The organism is Aeromonas sp. 603079, from assembly GCF_049172135.1.
Taxonomy (GTDB): Bacteria; Pseudomonadota; Gammaproteobacteria; order Enterobacterales; family Aeromonadaceae; genus Aeromonas; species Aeromonas veronii.
In genome coordinates, this window is sequence record NZ_JAAKPX010000026.1 from 62516 (window position 1) to 77496 (window position 14981).

A 14981-nucleotide genomic window follows, 5' to 3' on the forward strand; every position below is an offset into this window, starting at 1 on the left:
CCTTAAAAACCACCAGCAGCAGACCAAATACGAAAGGCTCCTGTACCAACAAAAATGGCCCGCAAGCGGGCCAATTTTCAAGGTTCGGGCGGCAAACCCTGACGAATGCGCTGGATCCCCGCTTCATAGAGGCCGTCATCCCCCTCCTGATGCTCCAGGGTTTCGAAGATCTTGAGAAACCACATGTACTGCTCGGGATGGCGCGCCACCTGCATCTCTACCACCCGGTTCATGGCATTGACGTCTGCCAGCAGATCGGCGGTGGGATAAGGGTCAAACGGCGGCTCGATCTCCAGCAGATAGCAACCCTCATCCTCGTCATAGCTGGCGAAGATGGGCACCGCTCTGGCACCGGTCAGCTTCACCAGCTTGGGCAAGGCTGGCAGGGTTGCCTTGGGGCGGCCAAAGAAGGGAACAAACACGCTCGCCTCGCGGCCGTGATCCTGATCTGGCAGGTAAAAAAAACTGGCACCAGCGCGGATCGACTTGATCGCCGGTTTGATGCCGGCGCTGCGCTCGTACACCTTGCCTCCTTTGGCCCGCTCGCGGTTGATGTACCAGTCGAACACCTGATCTTTCGGGCTCTTCATCATGGTGCACATCTTGATGCCCATCATGGAGAAGTAGCGGCCAATCATGTCGACCGCCCAGGTATGAGGCACCACCAGGATCACCGGACGGCCCGCAGCTTGCTCCGCTTGCACATGCTCCCAGCCGCTCACCTTGACGCGGCGGGTCAGGCGCGCCTTGCTGCGCCAACTGAGCTCGCCAAAGCCCATAAAGGTCTTGAGCCCGACCCGGATCGATTTGAGCAGCAGCGCCTGACGTGCGGCGGCATCCAGCGTTGGAAAGCAGATCTTGAGGTTGGTATCGGCAATATAGGCCTGCTTTTTCGAAAAACGCAGCAGGGTCGGTGAGACCAGATCGGCAAAGCGATCCCGCAACCTCGCAGGAGTAAATGCCAGCAGGGAGAGCAGGCCCAGTGCGAACCAGCTGCCCCACCATTTGGGATGCAGCAGGCGGCTATGAAATGAGGTATCAAATACCGGATCTAACGCAGACATGGCGACCATCAAGTCATCAAAAACAAGCGGTTATTGTAATTATCCTGACATTTTTTTCTACCCTGAGGAGGCTTGCTATCGACCTGCAAGGCACAGATCAGAGTAGTTATCATAAAAAATGGCCCACCTGGGGCCATTTCAATCAATCTTAATTCAGGGTCAGCCGTGGGGCGACAATCCCTTGCGGATCCGCTGGATCCCCGCCTCGTAGAGGCCATCCGGCCCCTCCTGATCTTCACGGGTATCGAAGATCTTGAGGAACCACATGTACTGGCCCGGATGGCGCGTCAGCTGCTGTTGCACCATATCGTTCATCCGACAGGTATCGGCCATCACATCCTCGGTGGGATAGTTGTCAAACGGGGCATCTATCTCAAGCCGGTAACAGTGGTTCGCTTCGTCATAGCAGGCGAGCAGCGGCACCGCCTTGGCGCCGCTGACCTGAACCAGACGGGGCAAGGCTGGCAGGGTCGCCTTGGGGTGGCCGAAGAAGGGAGCAAAGATGCTCTTCTCGCGACCGTGATCCTGATCCGGCAGGTAGAAGAAGCTGCGACCACTCTTGATGGTTCTGATCACCGCCTTGATCCCGGCGCTGCGCTCGTAAACGCGGCAACCGTTTTTGGCCCGTGCACGGTTGAGGTGCCAGTCAAACACCGGATTGCGTGCCCGTTTCATCATGGTGCACATGGGCACCCCGCGCTGGGTGAAGCAGTAACCGGCGGCATCCACCGGCCAGGTATGGGGCACCACCAGGATCACCGGACGACCGGCAGCCCGCTCCGCCTCGATATGCTCCCAACCGATCACCTGCATCCGGCTCATCAGATAACGCTGACTGCGCATGGTGAACTCGCCAAATCCCAACAGACTCTTGAGGCCGACCCGGATCGAGGTCAGTGCAATGGCATCCCGCTCTTCCGGGCTCTTGTCCGGGAAGCAGATCTCCAGATTGGTTCTGGCGATATAAATCTGTTTTTTCGAGATACGAAACACCAGCGGTGCCAAGGCTTCGGCCAAACGGTCGCGCAATCGCACCGGCACAAAGGCGAGCAACATCAGCACACCGAGCGCCAGCCAGCTGAACCAGTAGCGGGGATGCAGAAAACGGGCTTCAAAAGAGGAGTCAAATACGGGATCTTGGGACGACATGTATTGGGGTCGAGCGAAAAAGTGGTGCTGCATTGTAGTCGTCCTGACAGGTAATACCAGTTAAATCCATGGCAAATAGCCCGCCACGGGCGCCACATCAAAAAACCATAAAAAAATGCCCCGCACCGCGGGGCATTTTGCTCGTTACACAACCAGGGTGGAGGCTCTTTGTCCATCCATCGCATGACTGGTCGTTTATCCCGTCGCTCTCGGAGCGCACTGCTTATCCATTTCCCGATGTCACATCTTCTTCAAGATTTATCGGTGAGCACCCTGGCGGGCCATGCCGTTATTCATTTCGGTATTACGCTGCGGCAGAAAAAACATCAGGTAACGCAGTGCCACATACCCGACGATGACGGTAGCCACCCCCAACTCGAAGTGGGCCAGCAGTCTGATCTGCTCGACGTAGTGACTCCCTTGCGCAAACTCTTCAACCAAATGAGCCACTTTGAACAGGGCGGTGGCACCGATCACCAGCGGGAAGGTGAAGGCGGCATAACCCGGCGAAAAGGGCAGACGCAGCAGTTTGATGAAGGCCAGATAGATGATGCCGGTCATCAGGATGGCAATCCCCAACAGCACGGCCACCAGCAGCAGTGACGGCTCCTGGCTGACGGTCAGGTAACCGGCCAAAGAGAGGCTGGCAGGAGCCGCCAGAATGGCGATGGTCGGTTTGGCGGCATCCGGCACTTCATGGCTGAAGATCAGGCGATAGAGCATCAGCGGCAGCATCAGGCCATAGCAGATGATCCCGAACCAGAGTAGACCGTTGGCCAGCGGGGCAAACTGACCACCCGGGAAGGCGACGTCAGCCACGATGATCCCCACCGGCGGCACGAACCAGCTCGGCACCATGTGGTGGATTTCAAACTCTTTGGCGCGATGCCAGATAAAAGTGGCCAGGAACAGCAGGTGAACCGCCACGGCAAACAGCCAGAGGGCCTCGCCCGCTTGCGGCGCAATCATACCCAGCGCTTTGGAGACCACCATGGTGCCCATAGCATAGGTCGGTACCACACTGCCCACCACGGGGTGAGCGAGGTCCTGCAACAGCAGGCGGGGGTGAAGCAGAAACTTGAAGGTCAGGATCACCAGCAGCACGGCCGCAATGGCAGCGCCCAGCAGTTGCATCCGGCCATCGAAGTGACCGGCATTTTCCCAACACCAACCAAGGCTGGCGATGCCCAGCGCCAGACCCGCCATGGGGGTTGGGGCGGCAGCCAGTGATTTACGGGTTCTTGCGATCATGATGACACCTTTCTATTGATGACTATGGCGATAGGATAATGCCCCCTTATCGTTTACGATATCTAAATGAATTAAATCAATCATTCAGGAAAACCAAACACGATGAAACTGACCCTGCAGCAGCTGAAAGTGTTCGCCACCATTGCCCGCTATGGAAACCTTGGCCTTGCCGCCAACGAGCTCTGCCTGAGCAAGGGGGCCGTCTCCCAGTCGCTGCAGGAGCTGGAGCGCCAGCTCTCCACCCCTTTGTTTGACCGCATTCACCCCAGATTGCAGCTCAATAACGAAGGGCGCCTGCTGCAACCGGCCGCCGAAGAGCTGCTGACCCGGATGCAGGATATCGAGAACCTGTTCAGTCCCGATGCCGAACCGAGCGGCCAGCTGCGCCTTGGTGCCAGCCAGACCATCGGCAACTACCTGCTCCCCACCCTGCTCGCCAGCAGCAAACAGGAGCTGGGGCTCCCCCCCAAGGTGACCATCAACAACACTCACCTGCTATGCCATGCGCTGGCCAACTTCGAGCTGGATATGGCACTGATCGAGGGGGAGAACCACCACCCCGACCTGCTCGCCGAACCCTGGCTGCAGGACGAGATGCTGGTGGTGGCCCCACCCGGTCACCCGCTTGCCAACAAGAAGGAGCTCTCCCTCTCCCGACTGGGGGGCGAGACCTGGGTATTGCGTGAAGCACAATCGGGCAGTCGCGAGCAGTTTATCCAGCAGATCCAGCCCGAGCTGCCCCGCTGGCAACCAGGGCTTGAACTCAACACCTTGGAGGCGGTGATGCTGGCGGTGGAGAAGGGGCTTGGTATCTCCTTTATCTCCCGGCTGGCAGCCTCGGATCGCCTGGCAGATGGGCGGCTGATCGCCCTGCCCCTCTCCCGCCGCTTCCCGCGCCAGCTCTCCCTTATCTGGCACAAGCAGAAGTACCACTCCACCTCCCTGCGCCACTTTATCCACTTCTGCCGGGCTCAAGTGAACAATGCCGAAGTGAGCCGCGCAGAGTAACGCCCGCTCGGAGCGCCGCTGGCAGGCCCGCTCGCCAATAACGGAAAAAGCAGAGAGGGAGCCACGGCTCCCTCTCTTTGATTCTCTTCTGAGTATCATTTCGCCAGACTGCGCAACCAGCTGATCTCCTCGCCCCAGATAGACTCGTCTATGGTCTCGAGGATCAGCGGAATGCGATCGAAGCGATCATCGTTCATGATGTGGTGGAATACCGCCTCCCCCAGATTGCCCTCCCGCAAGCTGTGGTGGCGATCGACCCGGCTACCGAAGGTGCACTTGGCGCCGTTGATATGCATCCCCTTGAGATAATGAAAACCCACCGTGCGGTCGAACTCGGCAAAGACGGCAGCGCAGCTCTCGGCGGTGCGCAGATCGTAGCCGGCGGCAAAGGCGTGGCAGGTATCGAAACAGATCCCGACCCGGCTCTTGTCCTCCACCCCCTCGATGATGGTGGCAAGGTGCTCGAACGACCAGCCGAGGTTGGTCCCCTGCCCGGCGGTATTCTCGATCACCGCCGTCACCCCTTCACTTCGCTCCAGCGCCCAGTTGATGGACTCGCTCACCAACTTGAGGCTGGCCGCCTCAGGGATCTGCTTGAGATGGCTACCGGGGTGGAAGTTCAGATAACAGAGCCCCAGCTGCTCGCAGCGCTTCATCTCGTCGAGAAACGCATCGCGGGATTTGGCCAGACCATCGGGATCCGGGTGGCCCAGATTGATGAGATAGCTGTCGTGGGGCAGGATCTGCTCCGGCAGAAAACCGGCCTTGTCACAAGCCGCCTTGAAGGCACGGATGGTGGCATCCGACAAGGGGGCCGCCTGCCACTGACGTTGATTCTTGGTAAAGAGGGCAAACGCGTTGGCCCCGATGGCCTGGGCACGGGCGATGGTATTCTCCACCCCGCCGGCCGCACTGACGTGGGCTCCGATATATTTCATACAATCTCCTCGATACGGCAAGCCGCCATTATGCCGCTCCCGCCCGGCCACGCCAAACCGGGATATCCGATAGCGGGTATCGACAAATAGTGCCGCCTATACAAGGCGCTGCGTTTCATGGCGCAATCGGCCTGCTCTGTAGCAACCTCTCCGCAGAAGGGAGAGTTAGAGCCCGCCCGCGCCAGCATGGCGCCCATAAAAAAACGCAGCGTATCGCCTGAGCAATAACGCTGCGTCTTTGGGTCTCTCGGCCGTCCCCCTTGCCGTAACCCGAATGGCCAGCGACAAGGGAGCAAGAATGCGCGGGGAGAGTCGCCTTAGAAGGGCATCTTGAAGCCTGGCGGCAGTTGCATGCCACCAGTCAGCTCGCCCATCTTGGCCTTGTTCTGCTCTTCCACACGACGCACGGCATCGTTGCAAGCGGCGGCAACCAGATCTTCCAGCAGCTCCTTGTCATCTTCCATCAGGGAGGGGTCGATCTCGATGCGACGGACGCTGTGGCTACCGGTCATGGTGACCTTGACCATGCCAGCACCGGCTTCACCGGTCACTTCCATCTGAGCCAGCTGCTCCTGCGCTTTCTGCATACGCTCTTGCATCTGTTGGGCCTGTTTCATCAGGTTCCCCATTCCACCTTTACCAAACATATGTCGTCTCTCGTCTTGAAATCCGGCATCCAGCGCCGGGCTGTGGGCTTGTCTGTCCTAGATGGGGACAGCCAAACTGCTTTTCAACCGGAAGCGAGCTCCCGGCCACGGAATTTAGCGGTTGAGGGGCTCGATGCTCTCGTGATGGAGCACGGCACCAAACCGCTGAACTAAAAACTGCACGTTGGGATCCTGCTCCAGATCCCGGGTCACCTGCTCGCGCACCCCGAGATAAAGGCGGTGCTCGATCTCGAGGGGGGTCTCCTGGTCAGGCACCACACCGAGCGTTACCTCGACCTGCACCGGTTGACCCAGCACTGGCCCGATGATCTCGGCCAGATCGGCGCGCGCCTTGTCGCTCACCAGATGGCGCTGCTCGGGCTTGAGGGTTAGCAGTACCTTGTCCCCTTCCCGCGTCATCACCGAGTTGATGGCCAGCTGGCGCAGCCGCCCTCCCACCTGAGTGTGAGCGATCAACTCGGCCCAAGGGTCGCCGCAACCATTGAGCAGCGAGGAGGGAATCAGACGTGTCGCCTCCCCCTCTTGCGGCTCGCTGTCGCTCTCTAGCTCATCCCAGTCGATGGTCTCCATCACTGGCTGAGAGGGTTCATCCTGCGTCACAGGGGCAGCAGCCACCGCCGTGCTGGCAACGGGCGGCTGGGTCGCTGGGGTGGGCGTCACCGCTGGCGCCGCAGCGCTGCGCTCACCGGGTCGATAGCTCGGCTGCCCGTCGAGATCCCAAGGTGGCAGATCGGTTGGCTGGGCCGGTGCCGTGACAGGGGCGTGGCTCATCACCGGAGTCTGCTCGGCAAAGCCCTGATTGAGGTACTCCTCGTATTCCCCGTTGTCACCCTGCGGCTCGTAACTGTCGCCATAGAGATCCACTGGCAGCAGATCATCATAGTGACCCATCGTCGCCATCCCCTGCCCGGCCGGTTGGCTGACCGGAGCAGGTTGCTGGGTGACGACTGGAGCAACAGCGGGCGCGACAGGACGAGCTGGCGCAACCGGCACTGCGCGCGGTGCGGGCGCTGCCGGGGCATCCTGACCACGCTGGCGGCTGCGCAGCATGTTTCGCTTGCCAAGCAGGCTCTGCATGCTCGATACCGCTGAAACAGCTTCAGGTGCGCTAACCGGCGCGGTTGTCGGCTCTAGTGCGGGCTGGATGCTGGCAGTCGGCGACTCGCCACGGGAATAGTCCGTATCGGCTGCGTAAGGCGCTCGATCATCAGCATCGGCGGGTTGTTCGGCTGAGTGCGCTGGCACATCAGGCTGCGCATGGGGCAACGCGGGCTCGGGTTGATACCCCATGCCCGCAGCCTCGCGCAGCAACTCATCCTGCTGGCTGAACAGCTCGGCGGCTTGCGCCTCCTCCTCGCTGTCGGCGGGGTTGCCGATATCATCCGTCATCGCAGGCAAGGAGACATCAACCGCGGGCACTGCACTGGTAGCAACAGGCGTGCTGGCAACAGGGCTGGCTAGCGGTGCAGGCACGGCGCCGCTGATCGGTGCCACTGCGGCCGATTCAGCGGCCGGGCGCTTTCCCGGCAAAGAGGCAATCGAAGTAGCGCTGCTCGCCGCACTGCTCGTCATTGACGGGGGCAGCGCGGTGAGGCTGGCCGGATGCAGGGCATCGCGCCTTGGCGAAAAGGCAAGCATCCGCAGGCAAGTCATCTCCAGCGCGGTGCGGCCATCGGGGGCCCAGGGCAGATCTTTACGGCCACCTAGCACGATCTGGTAGCAGAGCTGCACCTCTTCCGGGCTCATCGCCTTGGCCAGTTGCAGCAGGGCATCGGCATCCGCCCCCTGCTCCTGCACACTGGCAGGCAGCAGTTGTGCCATGGCGATGCGATGGAGCAAGCCTTCCAGCTCGGCGTGGAGCTGATCAAAATCGGGGCCCAGGGTGGCGATCTCGGTGATCTTGGCCATGGTCGCGGGGGCATCTTGCCGCAAAAGGGCTTCCAGCAGCTGGTGCAGATGGCGGTGATCGAGCGTGCCCAGCATCGCCAGCACGCTCTCGAGGCGCACGCTGCCATTGCCGTGAGCCAGCGCCTGATCGGTCAGGCTCAGGGCATCGCGCATACTGCCGTCAGCGGCTTTGGCCAGGGCCAGCAGGGCGCGTGGCTCAAACGGCTGCCCCTCCTGATCAAGCACCCATTCGAGCTGCTTGGCGATCTGGGTCTGATCCAGACTCTTCAGATGAAACTGCAGGCAGCGCGAAAGGATGGTAATGGGCAGCTTCTGCGGATCCGTGGTGGCCAGCAGAAACTTCACATAGGGAGGCGGCTCTTCCAGGGTTTTCAGCAACGCGTTGAAGCTGTGGCGCGACAACATGTGCACTTCATCGATGAGGTAGACCTTGAAGCGGCCGCGGGCTGGGCGGTACTGCACGTTGTCGAGCAGCTCGCGGGTATCTTCCACCTTGGTTCGCGACGCCGCGTCAATCTCCAGCAGGTCGACAAAGTTGCCCTGATCGATCTCGCTGCAGGTATCGCAGACACCGCATGGGTGGCTGCTGATCCCCTGCTCGCAGTTGAGGCTCTTGGCCAGAATACGGGCGATGGTGGTCTTGCCGACCCCTCGGGTACCGCTCAGCAGATAGGCGTGATGCAGCCGTCCCTGATCCAGGGCGTTGGTCAAGGCGGTCAGCACATGTTGCTGGCCTACCACTTGTTCAAACGTATGGGGGCGCCATTTACGCGCCAGAACCTGATAGCTCATAAATCCATCATGCAGGGAATACAGGGCATTGAGGCCGGATGCTAACACAAATGGCGGGCTGGCTGTATCGGCTATCGATCAGAGCGGGAGGGATCGCTTGATTTTCAAACCGATGCCCGCAAGGGCACCGGTTCAATGCAGGCCCGATGCAGAGGATCGGGCCGAAGAGGCATTACTCGCCGGCCAGCTCGACCAGTGAGACCACCTTGATGCCAGCGGCAGTCAGGCGGGCATCGCCACCCAGAGACGGTAGGGAGATGATGAAGGCCGCATCGGCCACTTCACCACCGGCACGGCGGATCAGCTTGACGGTCGCATCGACGGTACCGCCGGTCGCCAGCAGATCGTCCACGACCAGCACCTTGTCACCGGGCACGATGGCATCGGTGTGCAGTTGCAGGGTGTCGGTGCCGTATTCGAGGGCATAGGACTCCTCGATCACTTCGCGCGGCAGCTTGCCCGGCTTGCGGACCGGCACGAAGCCCAGTCCCATGGCGAAAGCGACCGGTGCACCAAAGATGAAGCCGCGGGCTTCGGTGCCAACAATCTTGGTGATCCCTTGATCACGATAATAATTGGCCAGCAGATCGATGGTGGCCTTGAAGGCCTCAGCGTTTTCGATCAGGCTGGTAATGTCACGAAACAGAATGCCCGGCTTCGGATAGTCGGGAATGGTCTTGATGCTTGCTTCGATAAATTTCAGGGTTTCCGGATTCATGTGTTGACCGCTTATTTTTTGACCCAGGGGTGGCCATTTTTTCTCAATTCCCTTCTGCGGGAAATAAAAAAGCCTGTCACGCAAAAATGACAGGCCGACTCCATAGCATTATTGCTGCAATAGCTTAGGGACTTCACTTCACCATTGCAACTGGCTCCAGCACCGGCAGACGCATTAACCAGGTGAGCAGGATCACCATTATGATAACCAGCAACCCCTTGACCCACAGCAGTGGCACCACCGCCAGCGACACCGAAAAGGTGAGCAAAATGAAGATAATGGCGCGCCGTCTGGCCTGACGACGAATGCCGCGATACTGTTGCCAATCCACGATGGGCGGGCCAAACCAGGGATGGGTCAGTAACCAGCGATGAAAACAGGGCGATGAGCGAGCAAACAGGGCGGCAGCTAGCAACATGAAGGGGGTAGTCGGCAATAGCGGCAGCACAATGCCCACAATACCGGTGGCAAATGCCAGCCACCCGAGCGCCATCAGACACCAACGCTTCATTCCGTCTCCTTGCGTGATTTATCTCCCTCTAGCCTAACAGAGTTTGAGCGGGTGCTGACAGCGGGCCGTAACCCCACTACAATCTGCGCTCTTTTTTCTTGCCACTCTCGTCGGAAAGCCGTTATGCGCGTTATTTTGGCCCCCATGCAGGGGGTACTGGATCACCTGATGCGGGAGGTACTCACCTCCGTCAATGATTACGATCTCTGCGTGAGCGAGTTTATCCGGGTCGTCGATCAGCTGCTCCCCGCCAAGGTGTTCTACCGCCTCTGCCCTGAACTGCTGCAAGATGGCAAAACCCGCACAGGCACCCCGGTGCGGGTGCAACTGCTGGGGCAACACCCCGAGTGGCTGGCCGAGAACGCCGTGCGCGCCATCGAGCTGGGCTCCCCCGGCGTCGATCTCAACTTCGGCTGTCCCGCCCCTACGGTCAACAAGAGCAAGGGCGGTGCGGTGCTGCTCAAAGAGCCCGAGACCATCTACCGCATCGTCAAGGCGGTGCGCGAGGCGGTGCCTGCCCATCTGCCGGTGAGCGCCAAAATTCGCCTCGGTTACGACGACAAGGATCTCTATCTGGAGAACGCTCAGGCGGTCTTCCAGGGGGGCGCCAACGAGCTGGCCGTTCATGCCCGCACCAAGCGCGAAGGCTACAAGGCCCCCGCCCACTGGGAGTATGTGGATGCCATTCGCCGCGCCCTGCCCATCCCCGTCACCGCCAACGGCGAGATTTGGGATCACAAAGATGCCCTCGCCTGCGCCAGGGTCTCGGGTTGCGATGCCCTGATGGTCGGGCGCGGCGCCATCTCCCTGCCCAATCTGGCCAACGTGATGAAAACCGGCTGCCCGCACATGAGCTGGGCCGAGGTGCTGCAGTTGATGGTGAGCTATACCGAGCAGGATCTGGACAGCGAAAAAGCCGACTACTACCCCAGCCGCATCAAACAGTGGTTCAGCTATCTCAAGCGGGAATATCCCGAAGCGGACCTGCTGTTTCAGGAGATCCGGGTGCTCAAAGAGACGGATCCGATCCGCGATGCCCTGCTGCAAGCAGCCAAAAGCCACAGCTAACCACGTTTAACTTGACGCATATCATCTTGATAAAGTTATCGGATCCCTATACTGCCCCGAATCTGTCGTCTGTCCTGTGGGGGATAATGTGTGTGAAATGACGCAAGCACAGTTGACTGTCTGGCGTAATCGCCTGCTGTCAGACTGGGCCCAAGTAAGAGAAACGCTGATCGGTCAGCTTAAAGCTTGCCGCCGTGACGAGTGGGCCGAACAGGTCGGTCACTGCGAGCAGGATCAACTGGTGGAACTGACCAGCCGGCTGGATCTGCCGAAGGTTGAGCAGAGCGTGGCTCGCCTCAAGCGGATCGATGCGGCACTCTGCCAGATGGATCTCGGCCTCTATGGCCTCTGCTCCGATTGTGAAGAGCCGCTTTCCATCGAACAGCTGGAACAGGATCCGACCCTGCAACGCTGCCCGCGCTGTGAAACCCGTTATCGCAAGGGATTCCACGCCCACGAACTGTGAGGGATGCACATCAGTGCATCCACTCACACCTCTTCTCTACTGGTTAGTCCGTCATTCCTGTCCAATACTCAACCCTATCAGCCGATCCGGGGGGATAAGGTGTGTACAGAGTCTTGCTGATATGGTGTTTATGCTGCCAAGCAATAGCACAAGAGCCCCTGGTTGTAGGCTGGACAGAGTGGCAACCCTTCAGTTTTCGCGATAAGCAGCAACAGTTGCGGGGGCTGGACGTTGAGCTGGTCCACGCCATCTTCCAGCGAGCCGGTTATCAGGCCAGATTCAGCGAAATGCCTTGGTCTAGGGTGCTTCATGAACTGCGTTTTGGCACGGTACAACTTGCCATGTCTGCCAATATCACCACCGAACGACAACAATATGCGCGATTCACCCATCCCTACCGGGAAGAGCAGGCCGTTATTATTATCCGCCGGCAGGATGAGCAACGCTGGCGCGACATTACCTCGCTGGCATCGCTGCGCGAACGAGCTGACTTCAATATTGGTGTCCTCAAGAATTTTGATTACGGCAATGCCTTTCGCCAGCTGATGACCGAACCCGAAATGCAACCACGCCTGCAGATACGCCTGAGGCTGGATCAGCTGTTGAAGATGCTACGGGCTGGGCGAGTTCAGGGGCTCGTGCTAGACCCCCACGGGATGCAGGGGTTGAGTCATGATGGAGATATACTTTCCGAATTCAAGATCCAGCTGCCGCTCGAGCAGACACCAGTACACCTGATGCTGAGCAAAGAGAGCACCACAGAGGCGCAACTGCACCGGATCAATCAGGCCATCCATCAGTTGAAACAGAGCCCCGACTATCAGCAGATCCTCGACCGCTACCAGTTCAGATCACTGCAACCATAACAAAACACCCAATGAGCAAGGGGAGCATCCGCTCCCCTTGCCGTCTCAAGCAAACCCTATCTTGTCTCAAACTACCCTGGTTGCGACTTGCCAAGACGATTTGGCCACCGATGACATGATGGGTTACCTCTGCCCGTCAGCATCCCAGCACAATGTCGGCAAGATGGGCGAAGTGGTGGATCTCGTGGGTCGCATCGCATTCCCCCGAGTGCCGCCTCGGGTTATACCAGCAGGTGGCCAATCCCTGTGACGCAGCCCCGGCAATATCAGTTTTCGGATTGTCCCCCACCATTAGCACTCTGGCCGGATCCGGCTTCCCCATCAGGGAGAGGGTGTGCTGGAAAATAGCCGGCGCCGGCTTGGTCACCCGGATCTCGTCAGAGATCACCAGGGGCTCGAACCACTCGCTCCAGCCCAGTTTTCCAAGTCTGCCACGTTGGGGGACGCTGAAACCATTGGTGATGATCCCCATCCGCACCTTGCTGCGCAATTGCTGCAGGGTCTCGACCACCCCTTCGAGGGGCATGCTAAGGGCAATGATTTGCTCCAGAAAGGTATTGTTCATCGCCATGGGGTCGGCGGCAACTTGCTGGGCAAAGAGGGAGAAGCGGGTCTGCTGCAGCACTGTCGCATCGATCTCGCCATCGTTGTACTGCTGCCAGAGCTCATGGTTGATAGCATGATACTGCGCCATGCTGGCGTCACCGGCCTCCACACCATAGATCTGCAGAGTTTGCACCAGTGCCTCGGCGACCGGGAAATCGAGCAGGGTTTCATCCAGATCGAACAGCACCCAGTCATAGCTTGGTTGTTTCACAGAAATCCTTTTATCAGTCAGATTATTCGGAAGCTGAGTGCCCCACTCGACCGAGTGGGCCAGCCAGCAGATCCAGCGTGAGCCGCACACCAAAGCCGGTCACTTCGCTGGAGACCACCCCATTGCCCCCCTTGTTGCGAAAACCGCTCAGGTCGAAGTGCAGCCAGGGCGTCTGCTCGGGGATAAAATGGGCAAGAAAGCGGGCCGCATCAATGTGATCCGGCGAACTGCCTGGTGCACACTGCAACAGATCGGCCCACTCGCTCTCGATATTTTCATCGTAATCCTCATCGAGCGGAAAGGGCCAGACTCGTTCACCGCTGTGCTGACCCAGCTTGACCAGCGATGCCAGCCATTCGTGGCGATTGGTAAAGACGCCGCTATAGCGACTGCCCAGTGCCCGCTTGCAAGCGCCGGTCAAAGTCGCATAATCGATCAGCAGATCCGGGGTATCCTGCGCCGCCATCGTCAGAGTATCGGCCAGCACCATTCGTCCCTCCGCATCGGTATCCACCACTTCGATGGTGAGACCATTCATCGCCGTCACCACTTCACCCGGACGATAAGCCTGGGGACCGATATGATTCTCGGCAATCGCCAACCAGCAGTGAACCTCATAGGGCAGCTGAGCCCGACTGATGGCATAAAGGGTACCCAGCGCCACCGCACTGCCCCCCATATCGAGATGCATGCCATACATGCTGCCGGAAACCTTGAGGTTATAGCCACCTGAGTCATGGCAGATCCCCTTGCCCACCAGCGCAATGCGGCGTACCGGCTTGGGCGGGTAGTAGCTGAGCTTCACCATGGCCCCCTGATTATCTTCCGAACCGCGGGCTACCGCCAAAAAAGCCCCCGCTCCCAGCTCGGCCAGCTGCGCCTGATCGTAGTGATGGCACTGCCAACCTTCATCCTGAGCCAGCTGGCTGACGAACTCGCGATAGCTGGCCGCAGTCAGCTCCGAGGCGGGTAACACCGCCAAATGACGAGCCAGCCCATTGCCCCCTGCTTCGCTGTAGATACGAGCCAGATCCAGCACTACAGCAGGAGAGACCGACACATGCTGATAGTTCCAGCCACTTTCGCTACGGCTTTTGCTGGTCGGCAACGGTAGATTGGCGGCCAACAGAGCCGACAACATCAATTCAGCCAGCATCACCCGCTCTGAGGGGGAGAACCCCTCCAGATGCAGCCCGAGCCGCTCTACCTTGAGCCCGGAGAGCGGGGCTATCCAACCTCTGACCTGCTTATAAAGACGGTGATCCCGCGTCACATTGCCGGACACCAATATGACCAGCAACAGGGTGGAACCATGCATCAGGGTGAAAGGTGCTTTTTGCCCAAGCGCCAACTGGGTGTTGATCCCCGACAGGGCCGGTAGCGACAGCAATGCCTCCTTTTGCTCTTCGGCGATCAGCAGCAGTTGCAATGGCAAGCCCTGTGAAAGGGTCTCGGTCAGCGTGGCATCCCGGCTTTCAATAGCAGGAGGAAGATAGGTAAAAGGAGTGATCACAGGCGCGTGCCTCATCCATGAAGAGATATCTGATGATACCTAACAAATGGTCGAGACGACCAGTTATGGTCTTGAAAAAGCGCAGGAAACAGCATTAATCGCCATCGGTTGCATACCCGATGGAGATATATTCAATGTAATGAGGGGAAAAGAACAAAACTATCAGGAAGTTGGTTGCGGGGGCCGGATTTGAACCGACGACCTTCGGGTTATGAGCCCGACGAGCTACCGAGCTGCTCCACCC

14 protein-coding genes are annotated in these 14981 nt (G+C 59.2%); 4 read left to right on the top strand and 10 right to left on the bottom strand.

Annotated elements, in window-relative coordinates; all coding sequences use genetic code 11:
• Nucleotides 1–77: 77 nt before the first annotated feature.
• The 3 genes from G5287_RS18005 to G5287_RS18015 all read right to left on the bottom strand — a co-directional run bounded on the left by G5287_RS18005 (nucleotide 78) and on the right by G5287_RS18015 (nucleotide 3464).
• Nucleotides 78–1073, bottom strand: coding sequence for a lauroyl-Kdo(2)-lipid IV(A) myristoyltransferase (locus G5287_RS18005; RefSeq protein ID WP_421231663.1), 996 nt, complete (start codon nucleotides 1071–1073; stop codon nucleotides 78–80).
• Nucleotides 1074–1223: 150 nt separating this feature from the next.
• The gene (lpxM, locus tag G5287_RS18010) at nucleotides 1224–2213 is read right to left on the bottom strand and encodes a lauroyl-Kdo(2)-lipid IV(A) myristoyltransferase (RefSeq protein WP_216953494.1); all 990 of its coding nucleotides are present in this window, start codon (nucleotides 2211–2213) and stop codon (nucleotides 1224–1226) included.
• A 258-nt stretch (nucleotides 2214–2471) separates the two neighbouring features.
• On the bottom strand, nucleotides 2472–3464 hold the full coding sequence (locus G5287_RS18015) for a TDT family transporter (RefSeq protein WP_181497276.1): 993 nt from the start codon (nucleotides 3462–3464) through the stop codon (nucleotides 2472–2474).
• Between the two features lie 102 nt (nucleotides 3465–3566).
• Between G5287_RS18015 and G5287_RS18020 the strand changes: the two genes are divergently transcribed.
• A complete protein-coding gene (locus G5287_RS18020) occupies nucleotides 3567–4472 on the top strand; it encodes a LysR substrate-binding domain-containing protein (protein ID WP_019445811.1) in 906 nt (301 codons plus the stop codon).
• A 95-nt stretch (nucleotides 4473–4567) separates the two neighbouring features.
• Here the strand turns inward: G5287_RS18020 and nfo are convergent, their stop codons facing one another.
• From nfo to G5287_RS18045, 5 genes are all read right to left on the bottom strand, one after another.
• Nucleotides 4568–5410, bottom strand: a complete 843-nt coding sequence (gene nfo / locus G5287_RS18025; RefSeq protein WP_005333444.1) for a deoxyribonuclease IV — start codon at nucleotides 5408–5410, stop codon at nucleotides 4568–4570.
• A 317-nt stretch (nucleotides 5411–5727) separates the two neighbouring features.
• Entirely contained in the window at nucleotides 5728–6057 is a 330-nt protein-coding gene (locus G5287_RS18030) for a YbaB/EbfC family nucleoid-associated protein (RefSeq protein ID WP_005333445.1), read from the bottom strand.
• A 114-nt stretch (nucleotides 6058–6171) separates the two neighbouring features.
• A complete protein-coding gene (dnaX, locus tag G5287_RS18035; RefSeq protein ID WP_421231664.1) occupies nucleotides 6172–8778 on the bottom strand; it encodes a DNA polymerase III subunit gamma/tau in 2607 nt (868 codons plus the stop codon).
• A gap of 172 nt (nucleotides 8779–8950) precedes the next feature.
• Nucleotides 8951–9496: an adenine phosphoribosyltransferase gene (gene apt / locus G5287_RS18040; RefSeq protein WP_421231665.1), complete on the bottom strand. Its 546-nt coding sequence runs from the start codon at nucleotides 9494–9496 to the stop codon at nucleotides 8951–8953.
• 133 nt (nucleotides 9497–9629) lie between these two features.
• Nucleotides 9630–10007 carry a YbaN family protein gene (locus G5287_RS18045; protein WP_421231666.1) on the bottom strand — a complete coding sequence of 126 codons (378 nt, stop codon included), beginning with the start codon at nucleotides 10005–10007 and terminating at the stop codon, nucleotides 9630–9632.
• Nucleotides 10008–10130: 123 nt separating this feature from the next.
• Between G5287_RS18045 and dusC the strand changes: the two genes are divergently transcribed.
• The 3 genes from dusC to G5287_RS18060 all read left to right on the top strand — a co-directional run bounded on the left by dusC (nucleotide 10131) and on the right by G5287_RS18060 (nucleotide 12407).
• Nucleotides 10131–11075: a tRNA dihydrouridine(16) synthase DusC gene (gene dusC, locus G5287_RS18050; RefSeq protein ID WP_421231667.1), complete on the top strand. Its 945-nt coding sequence runs from the start codon at nucleotides 10131–10133 to the stop codon at nucleotides 11073–11075.
• Nucleotides 11076–11172: 97 nt separating this feature from the next.
• Complete coding sequence (locus tag G5287_RS18055; RefSeq protein ID WP_005333451.1) at nucleotides 11173–11541, top strand: TraR/DksA family transcriptional regulator; 369 nt, start codon at nucleotides 11173–11175, stop codon at nucleotides 11539–11541.
• A 158-nt stretch (nucleotides 11542–11699) separates the two neighbouring features.
• Nucleotides 11700–12407 carry a substrate-binding periplasmic protein gene (locus tag G5287_RS18060; protein ID WP_227343044.1) on the top strand — a complete coding sequence of 236 codons (708 nt, stop codon included), beginning with the start codon at nucleotides 11700–11702 and terminating at the stop codon, nucleotides 12405–12407.
• Nucleotides 12408–12543: 136 nt separating this feature from the next.
• Here G5287_RS18060 and yjjG read toward each other — a convergent pair whose 3' ends face one another.
• A complete protein-coding gene (gene yjjG / locus G5287_RS18065) occupies nucleotides 12544–13224 on the bottom strand; it encodes a pyrimidine 5'-nucleotidase (RefSeq protein WP_421231668.1) in 681 nt (226 codons plus the stop codon).
• A 22-nt stretch (nucleotides 13225–13246) separates the two neighbouring features.
• Entirely contained in the window at nucleotides 13247–14737 is a 1491-nt protein-coding gene (locus tag G5287_RS18070; protein WP_421231669.1) for a M17 family metallopeptidase, read from the bottom strand.
• Nucleotides 14738–14981 lie beyond the last annotated feature (244 nt).

Coding starts and splice junctions, on each gene's coding strand:
- G5287_RS18045 (WP_421231666.1), bottom strand. CDS start 10,007: ATGAAGCGTTGGTGTCTGATGGCGCTCGGGTGGCTGGCATTTGCCACC.
- G5287_RS18015 (WP_181497276.1), bottom strand. CDS start 3,464: ATGATCGCAAGAACCCGTAAATCACTGGCTGCCGCCCCAACCCCCATG.
- lpxM (WP_216953494.1), bottom strand. CDS start 2,213: ATGTCGTCCCAAGATCCCGTATTTGACTCCTCTTTTGAAGCCCGTTTT.
- apt (WP_421231665.1), bottom strand. CDS start 9,496: ATGAATCCGGAAACCCTGAAATTTATCGAAGCAAGCATCAAGACCATT.
- nfo (WP_005333444.1), bottom strand. CDS start 5,410: ATGAAATATATCGGAGCCCACGTCAGTGCGGCCGGCGGGGTGGAGAAT.
- G5287_RS18030 (WP_005333445.1), bottom strand. CDS start 6,057: ATGTTTGGTAAAGGTGGAATGGGGAACCTGATGAAACAGGCCCAACAG.
- dusC (WP_421231667.1), top strand. CDS start 10,131: ATGCGCGTTATTTTGGCCCCCATGCAGGGGGTACTGGATCACCTGATG.
- G5287_RS18005 (WP_421231663.1), bottom strand. CDS start 1,073: ATGGTCGCCATGTCTGCGTTAGATCCGGTATTTGATACCTCATTTCAT.
- dnaX (WP_421231664.1), bottom strand. CDS start 8,778: ATGAGCTATCAGGTTCTGGCGCGTAAATGGCGCCCCCATACGTTTGAA.
- G5287_RS18020 (WP_019445811.1), top strand. CDS start 3,567: ATGAAACTGACCCTGCAGCAGCTGAAAGTGTTCGCCACCATTGCCCGC.
- G5287_RS18055 (WP_005333451.1), top strand. CDS start 11,173: ATGACGCAAGCACAGTTGACTGTCTGGCGTAATCGCCTGCTGTCAGAC.